The organism is Haloarcula sp. Atlit-47R (assembly GCF_003665985.1).
GTDB lineage: Archaea > Halobacteriota > Halobacteria > Halobacteriales > Haloarculaceae > Haloarcula > Haloarcula taiwanensis.
Window position 1 is genome coordinate 677,504 of sequence record NZ_QPLQ01000002.1, and the last position, 17,974, is coordinate 695,477.

The 17,974-nt window shown below is 61.6% G+C and carries 15 protein-coding genes; 11 read left to right on the plus strand and 4 right to left on the minus strand.

Annotation, left to right across the window (positions count from 1 at the left end; all coding sequences use genetic code 11):
- Nucleotides 1–338: 338 nt before the first annotated feature.
- The 3 genes from DVK00_RS11160 (at nt 339) to DVK00_RS11170 (ending at nt 3,533) form a co-directional block, all read left to right on the plus strand.
- On the plus strand, nt 339–1,754 hold the full coding sequence (locus DVK00_RS11160) for a sugar transferase (protein WP_101349205.1): 1,416 nt from the start codon (nt 339–341) through the stop codon (nt 1,752–1,754).
- Nucleotides 1,755–1,996: 242 nt separating this feature from the next.
- A complete protein-coding gene (locus DVK00_RS11165) occupies nt 1,997–3,121 on the plus strand; it encodes a DUF4330 family protein (RefSeq protein WP_121577723.1) in 1,125 nt (374 codons plus the stop codon).
- 19 nt (nt 3,122–3,140) lie between these two features.
- A complete protein-coding gene (locus DVK00_RS11170) occupies nt 3,141–3,533 on the plus strand; it encodes a hypothetical protein (protein ID WP_121577724.1) in 393 nt (130 codons plus the stop codon).
- A 14-nt stretch (nt 3,534–3,547) separates the two neighbouring features.
- Here the strand turns inward: DVK00_RS11170 and glmS are convergent, their stop codons facing one another.
- The 3 genes from glmS to DVK00_RS11185 all read right to left on the minus strand — a co-directional run bounded on the left by glmS (nt 3,548) and on the right by DVK00_RS11185 (nt 7,547).
- Nucleotides 3,548–5,338, minus strand: coding sequence for a glutamine--fructose-6-phosphate transaminase (isomerizing) (gene glmS, locus DVK00_RS11175; protein WP_121577725.1), 1,791 nt, complete (start codon nt 5,336–5,338; stop codon nt 3,548–3,550).
- Nucleotides 5,338–6,528 (minus strand): bifunctional sugar-1-phosphate nucleotidylyltransferase/acetyltransferase, encoded by a 1,191-nt coding sequence (glmU, locus tag DVK00_RS11180; RefSeq protein ID WP_121511253.1) that lies wholly within the window; start codon nt 6,526–6,528, stop codon nt 5,338–5,340. The genes glmS and glmU overlap by 1 nt, the downstream gene beginning before the upstream one ends.
- A 158-nt stretch (nt 6,529–6,686) precedes the next feature.
- Complete coding sequence (locus tag DVK00_RS11185; protein ID WP_101349200.1) at nt 6,687–7,547, minus strand: CheF family chemotaxis protein; 861 nt, start codon at nt 7,545–7,547, stop codon at nt 6,687–6,689.
- A 165-nt stretch (nt 7,548–7,712) separates the two neighbouring features.
- Here DVK00_RS11185 and acs (DVK00_RS11190) point away from each other — a divergent pair, with 165 nt between their 5' ends.
- From acs (DVK00_RS11190) to DVK00_RS11225, 8 genes are all read left to right on the plus strand, one after another.
- Nucleotides 7,713–9,656, plus strand: coding sequence for an acetate--CoA ligase (acs, locus tag DVK00_RS11190; protein WP_121577726.1), 1,944 nt, complete (start codon nt 7,713–7,715; stop codon nt 9,654–9,656).
- A gap of 139 nt (nt 9,657–9,795) precedes the next feature.
- Nucleotides 9,796–11,487, plus strand: coding sequence for a bacterio-opsin activator domain-containing protein (locus DVK00_RS11195; RefSeq protein ID WP_101349198.1), 1,692 nt, complete (start codon nt 9,796–9,798; stop codon nt 11,485–11,487).
- A gap of 70 nt (nt 11,488–11,557) precedes the next feature.
- Nucleotides 11,558–13,552, plus strand: coding sequence for an acetate--CoA ligase (gene acs / locus DVK00_RS11200; protein ID WP_121577727.1), 1,995 nt, complete (start codon nt 11,558–11,560; stop codon nt 13,550–13,552).
- A 45-nt stretch (nt 13,553–13,597) separates the two neighbouring features.
- Nucleotides 13,598–14,032 (plus strand): DUF4212 domain-containing protein, encoded by a 435-nt coding sequence (locus tag DVK00_RS11205; RefSeq protein ID WP_101349196.1) that lies wholly within the window; start codon nt 13,598–13,600, stop codon nt 14,030–14,032.
- The gene (locus DVK00_RS11210) at nt 14,029–15,699 is read left to right on the plus strand and encodes a cation acetate symporter (RefSeq protein ID WP_101349195.1); all 1,671 of its coding nucleotides are present in this window, start codon (nt 14,029–14,031) and stop codon (nt 15,697–15,699) included. The genes DVK00_RS11205 and DVK00_RS11210 overlap by 4 nt, the downstream gene beginning before the upstream one ends.
- Before the next feature lie 4 nt (nt 15,700–15,703).
- Nucleotides 15,704–16,177 (plus strand): universal stress protein, encoded by a 474-nt coding sequence (locus tag DVK00_RS11215; RefSeq protein WP_101349194.1) that lies wholly within the window; start codon nt 15,704–15,706, stop codon nt 16,175–16,177.
- A gap of 52 nt (nt 16,178–16,229) precedes the next feature.
- Nucleotides 16,230–16,445 (plus strand): hypothetical protein, encoded by a 216-nt coding sequence (locus DVK00_RS11220; protein ID WP_101349193.1) that lies wholly within the window; start codon nt 16,230–16,232, stop codon nt 16,443–16,445.
- Nucleotides 16,446–16,658: 213 nt separating this feature from the next.
- Complete coding sequence (locus DVK00_RS11225) at nt 16,659–16,883, plus strand: hypothetical protein (protein ID WP_232794514.1); 225 nt, start codon at nt 16,659–16,661, stop codon at nt 16,881–16,883.
- A 189-nt stretch (nt 16,884–17,072) separates the two neighbouring features.
- On the opposite strand, the gene DVK00_RS11230 is transcribed toward DVK00_RS11225, so the two are convergent.
- Complete coding sequence (locus DVK00_RS11230) at nt 17,073–17,939, minus strand: CheF family chemotaxis protein (RefSeq protein WP_101349191.1); 867 nt, start codon at nt 17,937–17,939, stop codon at nt 17,073–17,075.
- Between the last annotated feature and the right edge of the window lie 35 nt (nt 17,940–17,974).

A 17,974-nucleotide genomic window follows, 5' to 3' on the forward strand; every position in this document is an offset into this window, starting at 1 on the left:
CCCGCCAGTTACCAGTGTGACAGCACGGGCAGGTATGTTTCACAGTCGGATAGGATTTCAATCGAAAGGCTGGACCACCACCGTGATCCCATCTCCATCGGACACCGTTAAACAGGGCAGGTATGACGAACGCTGGCTCGGCGTTTCGAGAGTCGACACGACTGGGGTGAGACGGTCATTGTGGGTACGTCGCCTCGCGAACGCGGTTCGTGTAGCACTCGCTCTCAGTAACACGACGGCCGTACAGGGTTGTCGGGCTGCGTGTCCACACACGGTCACTTCAGTATTTGAGTCCCGGGACGCAGGACTTATCCCGGAACTCGGCAATCACAGTGATAATGGATAGTGGCTGGCGGTACCGGGTCGCAAGTGTAGCCGGCGTTGTCGTGCTGACAGCGGTCGCCGTCGCACTTGTTAACAACGCTAGCATCCAGTCGATAGCGACAACTCTCCCGATACTCAGTCGGCTGCCGACCGACCCCCCAACGGGGCCAGAGTTCACGATTGAGCTCTTGGTCACAATCGCAGTCGTCGTCAGCGTGTTCCTCCCGCTGTACAAGCCCCGCCCGCGAAGAATTCTCGACGCGATAGCACTGGCCCAGAAGCGGGTGCTCGTGGCGGCTCTCGTTCTGGCGACAATCGGCTACTTCGACTATTCGTACAAGCTGCCGCGTTTGACTGTCGTGTTAGTGACCCCTTTGTTACTGGTCGCACTGCCGGCGTGGTTTGTGTGGATTCGGAAGCGGCCGTCGTCAAACGGCGAGCGGACCATCGTCGTCGGCGATGATCTCCGTGTGATAGAAGAAGTGGCAAGCGAGGTCGACGGCACGCTCCTGGGCTATCTCTGTCCGACGAGTGTAATGACGACAATCGAACGGACCGAAGCCATCGCTGACGGCGGCACTAACCCGAGTGGGTTGGAACGGTTAGGTGGCCTCTCGCGAATCGAGGACGTGCTCGTCGAGTATGATATCGATACGGTCGTGCTGGCGTTTGAACACGCCGACCGGGCGGAGTTCTTCGGTGCCCTCGACGCCTGTTACGAGTACGGTCTCGACGCGAAAGTCCACCGCGACCATGCAGACTCTGTGTTGACCGCCAGCGGTGGAGTCGGAACCCTAGTCGACGTAGAGATCGAACCCTGGGACATACAGGACTACATTCTCAAGCGCGCATTCGATGTCACGTTTGCATCGGCCGGGCTGATCGCGCTATCGCCGGTGATTCTCGGGATCGTAGTCGGGATAAAGCTAGAAGACGGCGGCTCGATACTGTACCGGCAGGACCGGACAGCGGTGTTCGGCGAAACCTTCTCCATCTACAAGTTCCGATCGATGATCGAGAACGCGGAGGACGAGACCGGTGCGAAGATCAGTGACGAGGATGCGGGTGGAGTCGACCCACGCGTAACATCAGTCGGGCGAGTCCTTCGGCAGACGCACCTCGATGAGATTCCACAGCTCTGGTCGATACTGCGGGGTGATATGAGCGTTGTCGGGCCACGGCCAGAACGACCGGAGCTTGACTCGGATATCCAGACCGGTGTCGTTGACTGGCAGAAGCGATGGTTCGTCAAGCCGGGACTGACCGGACCCGCCCAGGTCAATCACGTAACTGGGAAAGAGCCGGGCGAAAAGCTGCGGTACGACCTAGAGTACGTGCGCGACCAGTCGTTTAGCTACGATATGAAACTCGTTTCGAGGCAGATTTGGAGTGTTATTATCGATATACTGGTCGCGTACAGAGATCCGTAGAACCGATTGTACGTCGTATACTCCTTCGGCGGGCAATGGACGCAATAACAGGAGGGATTGGTACCAGGTCTCAGAACTCACTCAGTCCAGTCATGAGTGAGACCAGTTACGAGGAGCACAGACAGTTCGTGAAAATGCCCTGGGGTCAATGACAGGCTGCGTGCGAACTGATGAACAGAGATCTGTCGTAAGGTTTAGGGACCAAGCGAAAAGGCCATACACTGGCCGGGAAATGCCCCTGTATGAAGTCGATGAAAGAGCCATACGGTATCATCGACGACGAGGGAAATCTGTTTGGCGTTGTCAATATTATTGATGCCCTCGTCGTCGTGTTTGTTCTCGCTGCACTTGTCGCTGGAACCAGCCTGGTACTGGCAGACGATAGCGATTCGAGTTCAGCCCCGACGACCGAGACAACCAATGTGACACTGGATCTCGGTACCCAACCTGAATATATTACTTCTCAAATATCGACCGGTGACAGCTACAGCCCGTCGAAGAATTCGGACGTGACGATCACAGATGTGTATTTCACTCCACAAGATGGATCGACACGGGCGGTAGTTCGAGCCGAATTGTCGGCACCGGCTTCGGGAGAGACAATCCAGTACAGCGGCGCACCGCCACGACACGGCCGACAGCTCAAGATCCTGACTGAGACGTACTCCACAACAGGGACGATTCGTGACGTTGGTGGTGGCTCCGAACTGACCACGACTGAGACAGAGGTAGTAGTCAGAGCGGATCTGTCAGAAACCGACGCCAGTCGTCTCAGCGCCGGGCAACCGATCCGTGTGCAAGGACGAGAAGTAGCTACCATCGACTCGGTAACGGCATACGGGACCGACGATCCTGATACAAAGACCGTCTTCCTCGGATTAACACTCCAGAGCGTGACCTACAGCGAACAGCAGGTGTTCGGCGAGACGACAATCCGGCCGGGAGTAAGCCTCTCACTCCCGACAGAAGCGGGCCTTGTTAAGGGGAAAATCACGCGAGTCGGTGCGACAACGCAACGCGGCCAGCCCGCCACGCGCGAGGTCAAGTTACAGCTTTCTAACGTGTCACCGTTACTCGCTAACAGCATCTCTCCAGGGATGACAGAGTCATTCGGTGGTGAAACAATCGCGCAGATTTCGGCTGTCCAGCGCCAGAATGCGACAATTATTACTAGGGGACAGAACGGAAAAATATACGAGCGGACACATCCGATAAATCAAGACGTCACCGTCACCGCAAACCTCTCTGTTCGAGAGACGGATACCGGCGTCACATTCAAAGGCCAAACACTCCAGCAGGGGCGCGTCGTGACACTGGATCTAGACACCATGACAGTCAAAGCGACCGTGGTCTCAGGGCATCAATGAGAAGCACAGCGACGTCACAATGGTGAAACAGCGGCTCCAGTCGGCTGTCGAGAACTCAACGCTCAAGTCGGTTTCCGATGATTTTATACGAAGTTTCGAGCACTCGACGCTCGGCAGAGCCTGGACTCTGCTCCTCGAGAGAACGAGAGCATCCAGACTCTATCGCTGGCTCACGACAGAACCGGAGTCGATGAGTATCGTCATTGATCTACGTAAAACGCACAGCGTCGGTCCAGTACTCGCTGTTCTCGATGCTGCCACACCTCAAGTCACACGCTTCTGTGAAATGTCTCGTCTCGCCGCAGTAGCACGGGCTATCGAAAACGTCCTTTCTGGTTCAAAAACAGCCAAGCTGGCGGCAAAGTTCCTGGAACCGCCGGAACCACCAGCAAACAGCGACCAGCGCGAGTAGCCAGCTACGCCCTCTCACTCGACCGTCACGCTTTTTGCCAGGTTGCGCGGCTTGTCGATATTCCGCCCCAGCAGCGCGGCTGTGTGATACGACACTAGCTGCAAGTGCGTGTTCGCCAGCACGGCAGCGGCCCGCGGGTGGGTCTCCGGAATGTGGAGCACGTGGTCGGCGTATCGTTCAACGTCGCTCTGTCCATCGGTGATCGCGACGACCGGTGCGTCGCGGGCCTCGACCTCTTTGACATTTCCGATGGTCTTGCGGGCGCGCTCGTCGTCGCCGGTCACGATAGCGAACACTGGCGTGTTCTCGGTCACCAGCGCCAGCGGGCCGTGTTTTAGCTCACCCGCAGCGAAGCCCTCAGCGTGCTTGTAGGTGATCTCTTTCATTTTCAGTGCGCCTTCAAGCGCGACGGGATTCTGGTACCCGCGGCCGATGAAGAAGTACGCGCTGGCGTCCTGATACAACTCAGCGACCTCCTGGGCGGCAGATTCGTCGAGGACCTCCTGAACGTGACCAGGGAGATCGCGGAGCGCGCTGATGACCTGCCGGGCGTCGCCGGTCGTCGACGTGCCGAGGGCAAGCAGGTTCAGCGCGGCTAGCTGGGAGGCGAAGGTCTTGGTGGCGGCGACGCCGATTTCCGGGCCGGCTCGGATGTACAGCGCATGATCGCACTCGCGGGCCGCAGTAGAGCCGACGACGTTGGTCACGGCCAGCGTGCGCGCGCCGCGACGGCGGGCCGCCCGAAGCGCTGAAAGGGTATCGGCGGTTTCCCCGCTCTGGGTGACGCCGACGACGAGCGCGTCGCCGATAGGTGGGGTCGCAGTCGCGTATTCGCTAGCGAGGAATGCCTGGGCAGGAATGTCCGCTTCGCGGAACAACTGTGCGCCGTGCAGAGCGGCGTGATAAGAGGTGCCACAAGCGACGAACTGGACGCCGGTCGGAGAGAGGTCGCCGAGATCGCCGATGTCGACCGTGCCGGCAAGTTCGTCGACCCGACCCCGCAGACACTGCCGAAGCGCGCGCGGTTGCTCGTGGATCTCTTTGAGCATGAAGTGGTCGTAGCCGCTCTTGCCGGTCTCCTCGGGGTCCCACTGGACGGTATCGATGTCTTTCTCGATGATATTGCCGTCGGTGTCGGTGACGGTCCAGCCGGCACCGTTGAGTCGGGCGAACTCCCCGTCGGCGAGGTAGACGACCTTGTCGGTGAAGTCCCGGAAGGCGGGCACGTCACTGGCCAGGTAGGTCGCGTCGTCGTCGATGCCTAACACGAGCGGCGAGTCGTTCCGTGCGGCGAACACCGAGTCACAGCCGGCGATGACGACGGCGACGGCATAACTGCCTTCGAGTCGGTCGACTGTCTCTCTGACGGCGTCTTCGGGGTTGGCTCCCGTCTCCAGCGCGTCCTCGATCAGATGTGGGACGACCTCGGTATCGGTGTCGGATGTGAAGGTGTGGCCGGCGCTGACGAGTTCGTCCCGCAGCGACTGGTAGTTCTCGATGATCCCGTTGTGGACGACTGCGACATCGCCGGTGCAGTCTTGGTGTGGGTGGGCGTTTTCGTCGGTCGGCGGCCCGTGCGTACTCCAGCGGGTGTGGCCGATGCCGACCGACCCCGAGAGCGTCCGATCGGACAACGCTTCGCGGAGGTCGGCGATTTTACCGGAGTGTTTGCAGAGGTCGATGTGATCGTTCGCCAGCGCGACGCCAGCAGAGTCATACCCACGATACTCCAGTTTCGAGAGACCGTGAACGAGCGTGTCGAGCGTCTCGTCGCCGCGGCCGACACAGCCGATGATCCCGCACATCAGCGGACCACCTCCGCGTCTTCGCGGACAGTTCCGTCGACTGTGACGCCGGTGGCGAGCCGAGCGTTGGGGCCCACAAGCGACCCGGGGACGAAACTCACGTCACCGAGTGCGACGGCACGGTCGGCGATAACAGCGCCCAGTCGCTGGTCCTCGAACACCGCTGTACCGACCTGAACGTCAGCCGGGCCGCCGGGGACAACTGTGTTGACGCCGAGATTCACGTCCTGACCGGTGACAGTATCGACGAGAGTCGAGCTCGGGTCGACACGCGTGTCTGCGTCGAGGACAGTGTGCTGGATGACGCTGTTGGCCCCGATAGTGACGTTGCGTCCGAGTGCGACATTCGGACCGATGACAGCGTCCGGACCGATCTCACAGTCCGGGCCGATGACGGCCGGCGACTGGAGAGTCGCCTCGTCGTGGACACGTGCGGAGTTGTCGACCCAGACCTGCTCGTCGCGAGCCGATTCGACGACCCGCCCCCGCGCCAGCACCTCGCGGGCAACGGTCAACAGGTCCCATGGGTATGTCGCGTCGACCCACATCCCGTCGACCTCGACCGCGCGGACACGGTCAGATTCCAGCAGGAGTTCGATTGTGTCGGTCAGTGCCAGTTCGCCGGCGTGGCGCGTCGTTTCGTCGATCGCTTCGAAAATATCACCGTCGAAGGCGTACACGCCGCCGTTGATGAGCCTGAACTCGTCGTGCTGTGGCTTTTCGACGATGTCGACGATGTCACCGTCCTGTACCTCGACAGCACCGTACCGACTGGTGTCCTGCCGTTCAACCACAGCGATGCTCGTGTGCGCAGTCTCTGCATAGGAGGAGTCTACCGCCTCGATAGTGGCCGCGTCGACGAGACGGTCACCGTTCATCACCAGAACCGGGCCGTCGACAACGCTTCGTGCCTGGAGGAGTGCGTGCCCGCTACCCAACTGTTTTGTCTGGCTCACGTAGGAAATCGGAACGCCACGGTACGTCGGACCGAAGTGGTCCTGAACGCGGTCGCGCTTGTAGCCGACGACGACAACCAGTTTCTCGATGCCCGCCTCGACCAGCGCGTCGAAGACGTGTTCGAGAATCGGCCGGTTTGCGGCCGGCAGCATTGGTTTTGGCCGGTTTCGCGTCAACGGCCGGAGGCGAGTTCCCTCACCCGCAGCGAGGACCACAGCCGTATCGATGTGCATACCTGTTGCAGACGGAGGAGGGGCTTCAATATGGCGGCCTTACCGAGATTCGTCGGAGTCTACTTGCCACGCATGTCCAGATTGCGGTGGGAAAATCAAACGTATCAGGCGGCTGTGACATCCAGCCGTCTCAACGCTTCGCAGTCCAGAGCTACGGACTACTGCTCGCCCATCCGCTCGCCGGCGACGCGACGCCCCTTCGTCGTCAGATTCACTTCGGTCCGTTCCCGGAGCACGCTTATTACGTCGAGTTCAATCAGCCGGTCGAAAATCTCCTCGGTCTTGTCGACATCGATACCGACGAAGTTGGGGATGTCAAACGGCGATACGCCGGAGTGAAGTGCCATGATTACCCGTTTCTCCGTCGAGCTCAGGTCCAGATCAGCCTGGTTCTGTTCGGCGCTTTCTTCGAGCATCGTCCGGAGGACAGTGGCGTGGAACTCCTCACCCGCGAGGTGTGTTTCGACGCTGATGTCGTCCTCGCTGTGCTCGACCTGAATGACTGTCCGCTCCTCGCCGCTGACCTGCTTCTCTTCGACAGCGAGATCACCGATATCGGCGCGGTCGACGACGACGGCCTGCCCATCGGCCATCGCGAGCTTTAGCGCCTCGTCGCCGACTTTCAGCCGGCCTTTCGTCCACTCGGCGGACTGGACGACGCCGCCTTTGAGCGCGGGGTGCTGGACCAGCACGATTGCGCCGTCGAGACTCGCCCGGTAGAAGTCAGTTTCGAACGCCTCGTGGTCCGATGCCGACACGAGGATGACATCCTCGCCGACGTAGAGCGCGACGTAATCGGAGACGCCGGCGCTCTGCTGGTTCACGTCGAACCGGTCGGCGATACGGTCGATATCGGTCAGTGAAATCTGTCGCTTGTCGTCGCCCAGCAGGGCGACTCGCTCGGTGGTGAGGACGATGCGACAGTTTCGCCACTCGGCGTCGGTGAGGCGCTGGCCCTGTGAGACCGCCTGAAGGAACTGTCCTTTTGTATCGGCGATCTTCTTTTCGGTGTCGCTCATGCCCCGTACCGGCCTCTCGTACCTCCGTTGTCCGCAGGACTCAATATAACTTCCGTCGCCAGTGTCGAAACTGAGAACGGCCAACTGCACTGGCGAGTCGCTCATAGCGGAATTGTGCACAATTAGATAGGATATTTTTTGCGTGCGGCGGTATACTGTCAACTGATGACACGGGGTGACGAACCGGATCGGGGTCAGTCCCAGCCGGGGCGAGAGACAGTCGAACCACCGGACTGGTTCGTCGAACAGGCGAACGTGACAGACTCAGTTGTCTACGACCGCTTCGAGCGGGAGTGGCCCGATTGCTGGCGCGAGGCCGCTGAGTTGCTCGACTGGGAGGAGCCGTTCGAGACAGTACTCCATGGAACGGACGGCCCACCGTTCGAATGGTTCCCCGGTGGCCGATTAAACGCCGCCTACAATTGCCTCGACCGGCATCTACCCGAGCGGAAGAACCAGCTCGCGCTGGTCTGGGAGGGCCACCTTGGCGAGTCCCGCACCTACACATACCTCGAACTGTACCGAGAAGTCAACGCCTTCGCCGCAGCGCTACGCGAACACGGTGTCAGCCCGGACGACGTGGTGACGCTGTACCTGCCGATGGTGCCCGAACTCCCGGTCGCGATGCTGGCCTGTGCACGCCTTGGTGTGCCACACAACGTCGTCTTCGCCGGTTTCTCTGCGGACGCGCTTGCGACGCGGATGGAGCGGGCCGAGTCGGAGTACCTCATCACCTGCGACGGCTACTACCGCCGCGGTAGCGCCGTCGCACAAAAGAACAAGGCCGATAACGCGCGCATCGCCGTCGACCACGACGTGTCGGTCGTGGTGCTTGACCGACTGGGCCGTGACGTGCACCTGGGCGCGGACTACGACGACTATCACGACCTGCTGGCAGCACACGAGGGGGCCGAAATCGAACCCGTCTCGCGGGCGGCGGACGATCCGCTCTTTCGTATCTACACGTCGGGGACGACCGGCCAGCCGAAAGCCGTCACGCACACGACCGGCGGATATCTCGCACACGTCGCCTGGACCGCCCAGTCAGTGCTTGATATAAAGCCAGAGGACACCTACTGGTGTTCGGCCGACATCGGCTGGATCACCGGTCACTCCTACATCGTTTACGGGCCGCTCGCACTCGGGACGACGACGGTACTGTACAACGGCACAGCGGACCACCCGAAAAAAGATCAGCTGTGGGAACTTATCGAAAAGTACGCCGTCGACGTGTTCTACACCGCACCGACGGCTGTTCGAGCGTTCATGAAGTGGGGCGAAGAGTACCCCGCCAAGCACGACCTCTCCAGCCTGCGGCTGCTGGGTACCGTCGGTGAACCGATGGACGCGAGCGCCTGGGAGTGGTACCGCGAACACATCGGCGGCGGCGAGTGCCCCATCGTCGACACCTGGTGGCAGACCGAGACTGGCGCGATACTCGTATCGACGCTGCCCGGCGTCGACGAGATGAAACCCGGAGCCGCGGGACGGCCGCTGCCGGGAATCGAAGCATCCGTCGTCGACCGTTCAGGTGCGGCGGCCGAGCCTCATTCGGCCGGCGAGCTCGTCGTGACGCGCCCCTGGCCCGGAATGCCGCGCGCGCTGCTCGATGGGACGGGCTGGGGCAGTGTCCCAGACAGCATCGAGGAGTGGCGGTACTACCCTGAAGACAGCGTCTCGGTCGACGATGACGGCTACATCACGTTCCTCGGCCGGATTGACGACGCGATTAACGTCGCTGGCCGGCGGTTCAGCACCAAGGAACTTGAGTCGACAGTCGCCGGCGTCACGGGCGTCGCAGAAGCCGCCGTCGTTGGTGCTGACGACGAGACGACCGGAACGGCAGTGTACGCGTTCGCTTCCCCGGAGGACGGTTACGCCGAGAGTGAACTCCGGGCAGCCATCGAAGACGCTATCGTCAATGCTATCGGCGGTATCGCCCGCCCCAAAGAAATCGTGTTCACGCCCGACCTGCCGAAGACGCGCTCGGGTAAGGTTATGCGCCGCCTGCTGACCGCAGTGGCGAACGATGAGGAACTGGGCGATACCAGCGCGCTGCGTAACCCCGAAATCCTCGGTGAAATCCAGTCGACGACGAGACAGAAATAAGCTGTTTCGTCTTCTTCGGTATTTGCGAAAATTCTCGTACCAGCGTCGTCGTTCACAGCCCCTTCGCTTCGCTCTTCTCGCAGACAGCCGCGCCTTGGTCGTAATGCTTATTTCGATATTCTTCGACTTTCCGAAATAGATGGACGGCGCAACTGATCCCATCGGCGAGCGGGGGTACGAACAGCTTCGACGCGCGGCCGAGACACACCGGTCCGACCTCGTGCTCCGACTCGGCGCAGAGATCGGGCTCCGCCCGGCAGAGATGACCGCTGTACGGCTAGCCGACATCACCGAATTCGATGGGCATCGCCTGCTTGCTGTTCGGGAAAGCGGTGAGGTGGTCCGCGAGACCTATCTTCCAGACTCAGTCGAACACGATATGCGAAAATACGCAAACGCGGCTGGAGCGGCCGACGACGAGCCACTGTTTTCCGTCTCCGCACGTCGGCTCCAGATGCTCGTCAGCGAAGTAGCCGACCGAGCCGCCGAGACGACACCGCACCTGAAAGACGTTTCCTCGCGTGACCTCCGGTGGCGGTTCGCGGCGAGCTTGCTGGACGACGGTGTCGCGCCGGACGTCGTCTGTGCGCTCGGCGGCTGGGACCGACTCGACCGACTGGACCCCTTGCTTGACGAACCGGACCGCGAAACCATCGTCGCAGCCGTGGGTGAGTCCGGCGAGCGGGCGGCTCCGAGCGGGCCACAGCGACCGGTCGACTGGGTTACGGCGGTCAGCGAGGCGCTTGCGGTCGCCGCGACCGGTGAGGGAATTGCGACAACAGTCTGTGACCACCTGACAGAAGGAGCGGGCTTCGAGTTCGCCTGGCTCGCCGAACGGACCGGTGACGGACTGACACCGCACACGACGGCAGAAATCTCGGAAACGGCTGTCGAGCAGCAGATCGACACCCACATCGAGTCAGTCACTGGTCTGCTCGACGTGGGTGAGGTTCGTCTCGTCGACGACGACAGTGGATCGGTCGCGCTGGTGCCACTCGTCAGGGAAGACACCATCTCCGGTGTCGTCGGAGTCGCAGCGGATGGGGGTCTAACTGATACCGAACGTGCCGTACTGTCCGCGCTCGGTGTGCAGGTCGGGCACGCACAGATCGCCGCCGAGCGCAAACGCCTCCTGCTTGCTGACACGGTGACCGAGTTAGAGTTCCACTGTGCGGACGAGCGGACCTTTACCGCCGGGGTATCCGGGGCATTACAGTGTACGGTCGAACTGTCCGGGGTCGTTCCCGTTGCGGGCCAGTCGCTGCTGTACTACCTGATGGTCGAAGGCGCCTCGGCCGACGCGATCCTCTCATATGCGGACGAGGACGACGGCGTGGCCGACGCCAGACTCCTCGAAGAGCACAGCGACGGCGTACTACTGGAAGTCGTGGTCACCGACACGCCAGCACTCCAGCTCGTCGAAAGCGGTGGCCGGGTTCGCTCTGTGACAGCCACCGGCGGGGTCGCGACCATCGCAGTCGAGCTTCCCAGCGAGGCCGATATCAGACCAACAGTCAACGCTGTCACCGACGCCTATCCAGAGACATCGTTGGCAGCGAAGCGAGAGACGGAACGGCCGGCGGAGACGGACACCGGATTCCGCGACCGGCTGACCGACACTCTGTCAGACCGGCAAGAGACCGTCCTGCAGGCGGCCTACCACAGCGGCTATTTCGAGTGGCCCCGCGGCTCAACTGCCGAGGAGCTAGCGGACTCGCTGGATATCTCGTCGCCGACGCTGCACAATCACCTCAGAAAGGCCCAGCAGAAGGTTCTGACCGCGTTTTTCGACGAGCGGCCGACCGAGCCGCGACAGCCGGCCGACAACTGAAACCCTGTTTCATGTTATCGTAGTTAGACCCCCCGTTTATATGGCCGCTGTGAAATATCGATGATAGACCATGTCAGATGAAGATGTCCAACTCGAAGCACGGCTCGAAGAGCAGGAGGTTTTCGAGCCCCCGGAGTCGTTCGTCGAGCAGGCGAACGTCACGGACGAGGGTATCTACGACGAGTTCGAAGAGAACTGGCCGGAGTGCTGGGAGGGTGCCGCCGACCTTCTCGACTGGGAGGAGGAGTACGATCAGGTACTCGACGATTCGAACCCGCCGTTCTACGAGTGGTTCACGGACGGGACGCTAAACGCCTCGGCCAACTGCCTCGACCGCCATCTTGAGGAGCGCGGCGACGAGGCCGCTATCGAGTGGGTCGGTGAGCCGGTCGAAGAAGACAATATCACCTACACATACGAGGAACTCCATCAGAAGGTCAACGAGTTCGCGGCCGGTCTGCGTGAGATGGGTGTCGGCGAAGACGACGTCGTGACGATGTACATGCCGATGATTCCGCAGCTCCCCATCGCCATGCTGGCCTGTGCCCGCATCGGCGCGCCCCACTCCGTCGTATTCGCCGGCTTCTCTGCGGACGCGCTTGCGACGCGGATGAACTCCGCTGATTCTGAGTATCTTGTTACCTGCGACGGCTACTACCGCCGCGGCGACCCGCTCGATCACCTCGACAAGGCCAACGAGGGCCTGAGTGGCGTCGACCACGAGGTCGAACGCGCCATCGTCGCCGAGCGCCTGATGGACGGCGACGAGTTCGATCACGACTACGCGGACAACCAGGTCGCCTTCGAAGACGTCATCGCCGACAACGAGGGCGCGACTGTCGAGCCGGTCGACCGCGACGCCGAGGACATGCTCTTTCTCATGTACACCTCCGGGACGACCGGGAAGCCGAAAGGCGTCAAACACTCCACCGGCGGCTACCTCGCCTGGGCGGCCTGGACCTCGCAGGCGGTGCTCGATATCAAACCCGAAGACACGTACTTCTGCTCGGCCGACATCGGCTGGATTACCGGCCACTCCTACATCGTCTACGGCCCGCTCGCGCTCGGGACCACGACGATGATGTACGAGGGGACGCCGGACTACCCCGACAAGGACCGCCTCTGGGAGATCGTCGAGGAGTACGAGGCCGACCAGCTGTACACCGCACCGACGGCGATCCGCGCGTTCATGAAGTGGGGCAAGGAGTACCCCGAGCAGCACGACCTCTCCAGCCTGCGCCTGCTGGGGACGGTCGGCGAGCCGATCAACCCCCGGGCCTGGAAATGGTACTACAAACACATCGGGGGCGAGGAGTGTCCCGTCGTCGACACCTGGTGGCAGACTGAAACCGGCGGCATGATGATAACGACACTCCCCGGCATCAAGGACATGAAACCCGGGTCAGCCGGCCCGCCGCTACCGGGCAACGACGTGCGCATCGTCGACACTGAGGGTGACGAAGTCGAACCCGGCCGCGCCGGCTACCTGACAGTTAACAAGCCGTGGCCCGGGATGCTCCGGACGCTGTACAAGAACGACGAACGGTTCATCAGCGAGTACTGGGCGGAGTACTCTGACACCGACAGCGACGACTCCGACGACTGGGTGTACTTCCCCGAAGACGGCGCGAAAATCGACGAGGACGGCTACATCACCGTACTGGGACGGGTCGACGACGTCATCAACGTCTCCGGTCACCGGCTCGGGACGATGGAAATCGAGAGTGCCATCGTCGGCGTCGAAGGCGTCGCCGAGGCCGCCGTCGTCGGCGGCGACCACGATATCAAGGGCGAAGCGGTGTACGCCTATGTCATCACCGAGGACGGCTACGAAGAGACCGACGAACTCCGCAGTGCGATTATCGACGGTGTCGAAGACGCTATCGGGCCGATAGCTCGGCCGGAAGCAGTCATCTTCACGCCCGAGTTGCCGAAGACCCGCTCCGGGAAGATCATGCGCCGCCTGCTCGAAGACATCGCGAACGGCGAGGAACTGGGCGATACGAGTACGCTGCGAAACCCTGACGTTGTCAGTGATATCGAAACCAAAGTCCAGGGTGACTGAGCCGTAGCGGCGAACAGCACCACGAATTCTCACCATTTCAAACCCATGTCAAGAGACACGCCTGCGGACCGAGAAGAGTCAATTATCCAACCGGACGGTGGTACAGAGCCCGCCCATGAGGACATCGACTACCTCGACAGGGAGGTGAACCTGTTACGGCCAAGCACACCGTTTATGCGCGACCATCTGAAGATCATCTGGAGCAGTTTCGTGCTCTGGGCGTTGGTCGTGTTCGGGCCGGTGACGCTGACCGCACTTGCGCCGGAGATGATGACCGTGCAGACGCCCCTGTTCGGCTTCCCGCTGCACTACTTCCTCGTCTCGTTCGGTGCGCCCACGGGCGCGCTGATCCTGGCGACGGTCTACACCCGTTACCGGGACCGGCTCGACCAGAAGTACGGCATCGACCCCGATGCCGTCGAGAGTACGGCTCCGGAGACCGGCGAGGCAGCGGCCACTGACGGAGGTGTCGAACAGTGACGGTCCCGCTACAGGCCGAAGCGCTCGACATCTCGTTCAAGCTCGTCCCGGCGATCATCGTCTTCCTGATGATGGCCTCGTTCCTCGTCATCGGCTACGTGTTCAAAGTGGCCGACACGGAGGGAATGTGGGTCGCGGGCCGCGGCATCGGCAACATCGAGAACGGGATGGCCATCGGTGCGAACTGGATGTCCGCCGCCTCGTATCTGGGACTCGCCGGACTAGTTGCGCTCTCTGGCTTCTACGGGCTGGCGTTCATCGTCGGCTGGACGACCGGATACTTCGTCCTGCTCATATTCCTGGCGGCACAGATGCGCCGGTTCGGGAAGTACACCGCGCCGGACTTCGTCGGCGACCGGTTCAATTCGCCAACCGCCCGCGCGCTAGCCGCGTTCACTACGCTACTCATCGCGTACGTCTACTCCGTTGGTCAGGCCCGCGGCATGGGGCTGGTCGGTCAGTACGTCTTCGGCCTTGACATCATCCCGATGATCGTCGTGATGATGACCATTACCGTCGGCTACCTCGCGCTCTCGGGAATGCTGGGCGCGACGAAGAACATGGCCGTCCAGTACACCATCCTCATCGTCGCGTTCCTTGCCGGCGTGTACGTCGTCGGCTTCTCGCAGGGGTACTCGACGATACTCCCGCAGATAGAGTACGGCGCGCTGATTGCCGACCTCGGTCGCGAGTTCTCCGCACCGTTCGTGAACCAGCCGTTCTACCTCTGGATCGCGACAGCGTTCTCGCTCATTGTTGGGACCTGTGGCCTCCCGCACGTCCTCGTCCGGTTCTACACGGTCAGGAGCGAGCGCGTCGCCCGCTGGTCCTGTGTGTGGGGGCTGTTCTTCATCCTCCTGCTCTACTGGGCGTCGCCCGCGATGGCAGCCTTCGGCGTCGACCTGTTCCAGACGACGACGGGCGCGAGCGCATACGCTGCTGAAGGCGGGATGTCTGGCGCTGAGGGTGACGTGATCGTCGTCCTCGCCGCGCAGTTCGCCGACCTCCCGACGTGGTTCGTCGGCCTCGTCGCGGCCGGTGCGATGGCCGCCGCCATTGCGACGACCGCCGGGCTGTTCATCACAGCCTCCTCTGCGGTCGCACACGACATCTACACCGAACTGATCAACCCTGACGCGACCCAGCGCCAGCAGGTGCTCATCGGTCGCGGAACGATCATCGGCATGGGCGCGCTGGTGACGGTGACCGCGTTCAACCCACCGGCGCTCATCGGCGAACTGGTCGCCTACGCGTTTTCACTCGCGGGCACCGTGCTGTTCCCGATGTTCTTCCTCGGCCTCTGGTGGGAGAACACGAACCGACAGGGTGCACTGGCCGGGATGGTGCTCGGCCTGCTCATCTGGATTACCTCGATCATCAACAGCGTCCTGCCGAGCTACATCGGCGCGCTCGAAGCGATTGCCGGCGAAGGTGGGGCACTCGTTCCGATATACGCCCAGTACGTCCCACCCATCGGCGCTGCGCTGATCGGGACGCCGCTCGTGTTCATCGTCACTATCGCCGTCTCGCTTGCGACGCCCGAACCGCCACTGGAGACGAAGAAGATGGTGCGACAGTGTCACAGCCCCGAACCAATGGGACAGCAGGAGACTGCCGCAGACGTCGTCGGCGACAACACCGGCGGCGGCACCCCCGCAGACGACTAAACCAATGTACGACAACATCCTCGTTCCGACGGACGGCAGCGAAACCGCGGAAAACGCGGTCGACCAAGCAGTCGACATCGCCTCGAAGTACGGCGCGACAGTCCATGCGCTGTACGTCGTCGACGTCGACGCGACCAGCTACTCGCTGGGGACAGAGCAGGTCGACCGTATCCGACAGGGGTACCTCGACGAGATGACCGAGGTGAAAGCCGACGCAGACGAAGCCACCGGCTACGTCCGCGACCGGGCCGCCGAACACGGCATCGAAGTCAAAGAACACGTTACCGCCGGCGAGCCAGCCCGCGCCATCCGGAAGTTCGTCGAGGACAACGACATCGACCTCGTCGTGATGGGGTCACACGGTCGCTCTGGCCTCAAGCGTGTCATTCTCGGTAGCGTCACGGAGAAGGTACTGCGCCGAACGCGGCTGCCGATACTGGTCGTCGACGTGCACGGTGACACGGACATCGAGGCGTGACTAGCATGGGACAGAGCCGACACCGACCGCCACGGACGACGCGAGGTCGCCGATGAGCGTCGTCGACACCCTTCGCGACCACGTACACGACCACAAGCGGGGGATGTTCGTCGACCTCGTGTTCGCTATCGCCTGGGTGACCGCCGTGAGCGTCATCTTCGACCTATTGTCGGTACCTCAGTGGGCGTACTACCTGACGCTTGCCGCCGGCGTGGTCGCGTACTACGGCTTCTTCTGGTCGCTTGAGATGGCGATGGAACAGCAGTAAGTCGCCCTCTGTTTGCGCGATGGCGATGGGTCCCCCAGCCGTTTCGCAGGACCACCTGAGAACCACACAGACGGCGACCGAGTCGCCGCGACACCCGTACTATCCAGGCACCCTTCTATGCTCAAGCCTGGCGAATTTCGGCCCTGCCGGTAGTAATAATACCATGTAGGTGCATTGACCTTTTCGATGGCAGCAGTCGCTGTGGAGTCAGCAATGATATACGAAAGTTCAACAGGAGAGTACTACAGTGGTCTCGACATCTGGATGCGCTTCGAATCGGGGTACTGGGAACCGCACGATTGGAGTCAAGCGACAGGACAGGAATGGGTACAGACCGAGGCAGGTGACATCCTCACTCTGACGCCAGTCCCGGAATCAGAGCTCCCCGACGGAGTATCGGTGACGGAAGCTGAGGATGTCGAGTACCTGCCCGAGTAACGGCGGCAAGACAGGAGCAGCCGCGAGGCCGTCTGAGCGGTCGGTGCTACAGCAATCCCCGCAGACGAACCGCCGTTCCGGGTCATACTGAGTGTGTCGTTCGTCGGTGCTGCCCTACCGCTCGGCTCGGGACTGGTTCGCGCACGAGTGGTATTCGAGAGCAGTCGTTTTGTGGCGCGTAGCGCCACACTACTTCTCACTCATCGCTTCACTCGCCATATTTCGCCCCTGCGCGTTCAACGCGACCTCGGTCCGAACCCGGACCTCGTCAACTGCACCGATATCGAGTAGTTTCTGATAGATTTCTTCGACCTCGTCAGGTGTCGTCCCGACGAAATCAGACATCTCAAACGGTGATACGCCGGAATACAGCGCCATCAGCACCTGACTCTCCATCTCCGAGAGTTCGTAATCGTCCTCGCGATCCTCGATAACGCGGGTAAAGAGTGTCTTCAGCGCCCGCGTATGGTGGTCCATCCCCGACATGTGGGTTTCGACGCTGCGGTCCTGGTCGTCAGTGTGTTCGACTTCGATGACCTCCCGCTCCTGACCCATCACCGTGCTGGTCCCGATTTCGATGGTACCGACGTCCTCGATTTCGAATGACATGCTCTTGCCGCCGGGGAACTGAAGTCGGATGATGTCGTCGTCCAGTTGAAACCGCGCCTTGCTCCACTCGGCGTCCTCCTGAACCACGCCGCCGACGACCGCTTGCTGTCGCGCGAGGATGACCTCGCCCTGTAAAGTCGCGCGGACGTACTCCGTCTCGAAGTCGGGTAGATTCGGCGTATCGACCAGCAGAACGTTGTTGCCGACCTCCAGTGCGGTCGCGCCGCCGGTCCCACCGTCAGGAACCAGATCGTCTGGGTTCGACGGGAGGGAGATGTTGGCGTGGGGAATCGGCTGTTTCGAGCCGTTCGTCGCCAGAATGAGCCGCTTGTTGGTGACGATGAGTCGACAGGAGCGCCACTGCGGGTCCGAGACCGGGTCGCCGTCACGGACGACGTACTGGAAGTCCCCCGACGTGTCGACTAGCTTGCGTTCGTCACCACTCATGGCCGCTGATATTAGAGATTTGACGCCGAAGGGTA

Excerpts from the sequence above, each read along its gene's own strand:
- DVK00_RS11160 (WP_101349205.1), top strand. The coding sequence starts at position 339 with ATGGATAGTGGCTGGCGGTACCGGGTCGCAAGTGTAGCCGGCGTTGTC.
- DVK00_RS11165 (WP_121577723.1), top strand. The coding sequence starts at position 1,997 with ATGAAGTCGATGAAAGAGCCATACGGTATCATCGACGACGAGGGAAAT.
- DVK00_RS11170 (WP_121577724.1), top strand. The coding sequence starts at position 3,141 with ATGGTGAAACAGCGGCTCCAGTCGGCTGTCGAGAACTCAACGCTCAAG.
- glmS (WP_121577725.1), bottom strand. The coding sequence starts at position 5,338 with ATGTGCGGGATCATCGGCTGTGTCGGCCGCGGCGACGAGACGCTCGAC.
- glmU (WP_121511253.1), bottom strand. The coding sequence starts at position 6,528 with ATGCACATCGATACGGCTGTGGTCCTCGCTGCGGGTGAGGGAACTCGC.
- DVK00_RS11185 (WP_101349200.1), bottom strand. The coding sequence starts at position 7,547 with ATGAGCGACACCGAAAAGAAGATCGCCGATACAAAAGGACAGTTCCTT.
- acs (WP_121577726.1), top strand. The coding sequence starts at position 7,713 with ATGACACGGGGTGACGAACCGGATCGGGGTCAGTCCCAGCCGGGGCGA.
- DVK00_RS11195 (WP_101349198.1), top strand. The coding sequence starts at position 9,796 with ATGGACGGCGCAACTGATCCCATCGGCGAGCGGGGGTACGAACAGCTT.
- acs (WP_121577727.1), top strand. The coding sequence starts at position 11,558 with ATGTCAGATGAAGATGTCCAACTCGAAGCACGGCTCGAAGAGCAGGAG.
- DVK00_RS11205 (WP_101349196.1), top strand. The coding sequence starts at position 13,598 with ATGTCAAGAGACACGCCTGCGGACCGAGAAGAGTCAATTATCCAACCG.
- DVK00_RS11215 (WP_101349194.1), top strand. The coding sequence starts at position 15,704 with ATGTACGACAACATCCTCGTTCCGACGGACGGCAGCGAAACCGCGGAA.
- DVK00_RS11220 (WP_101349193.1), top strand. The coding sequence starts at position 16,230 with ATGAGCGTCGTCGACACCCTTCGCGACCACGTACACGACCACAAGCGG.
- DVK00_RS11225 (WP_232794514.1), top strand. The coding sequence starts at position 16,659 with ATGATATACGAAAGTTCAACAGGAGAGTACTACAGTGGTCTCGACATC.
- DVK00_RS11230 (WP_101349191.1), bottom strand. The coding sequence starts at position 17,939 with ATGAGTGGTGACGAACGCAAGCTAGTCGACACGTCGGGGGACTTCCAG.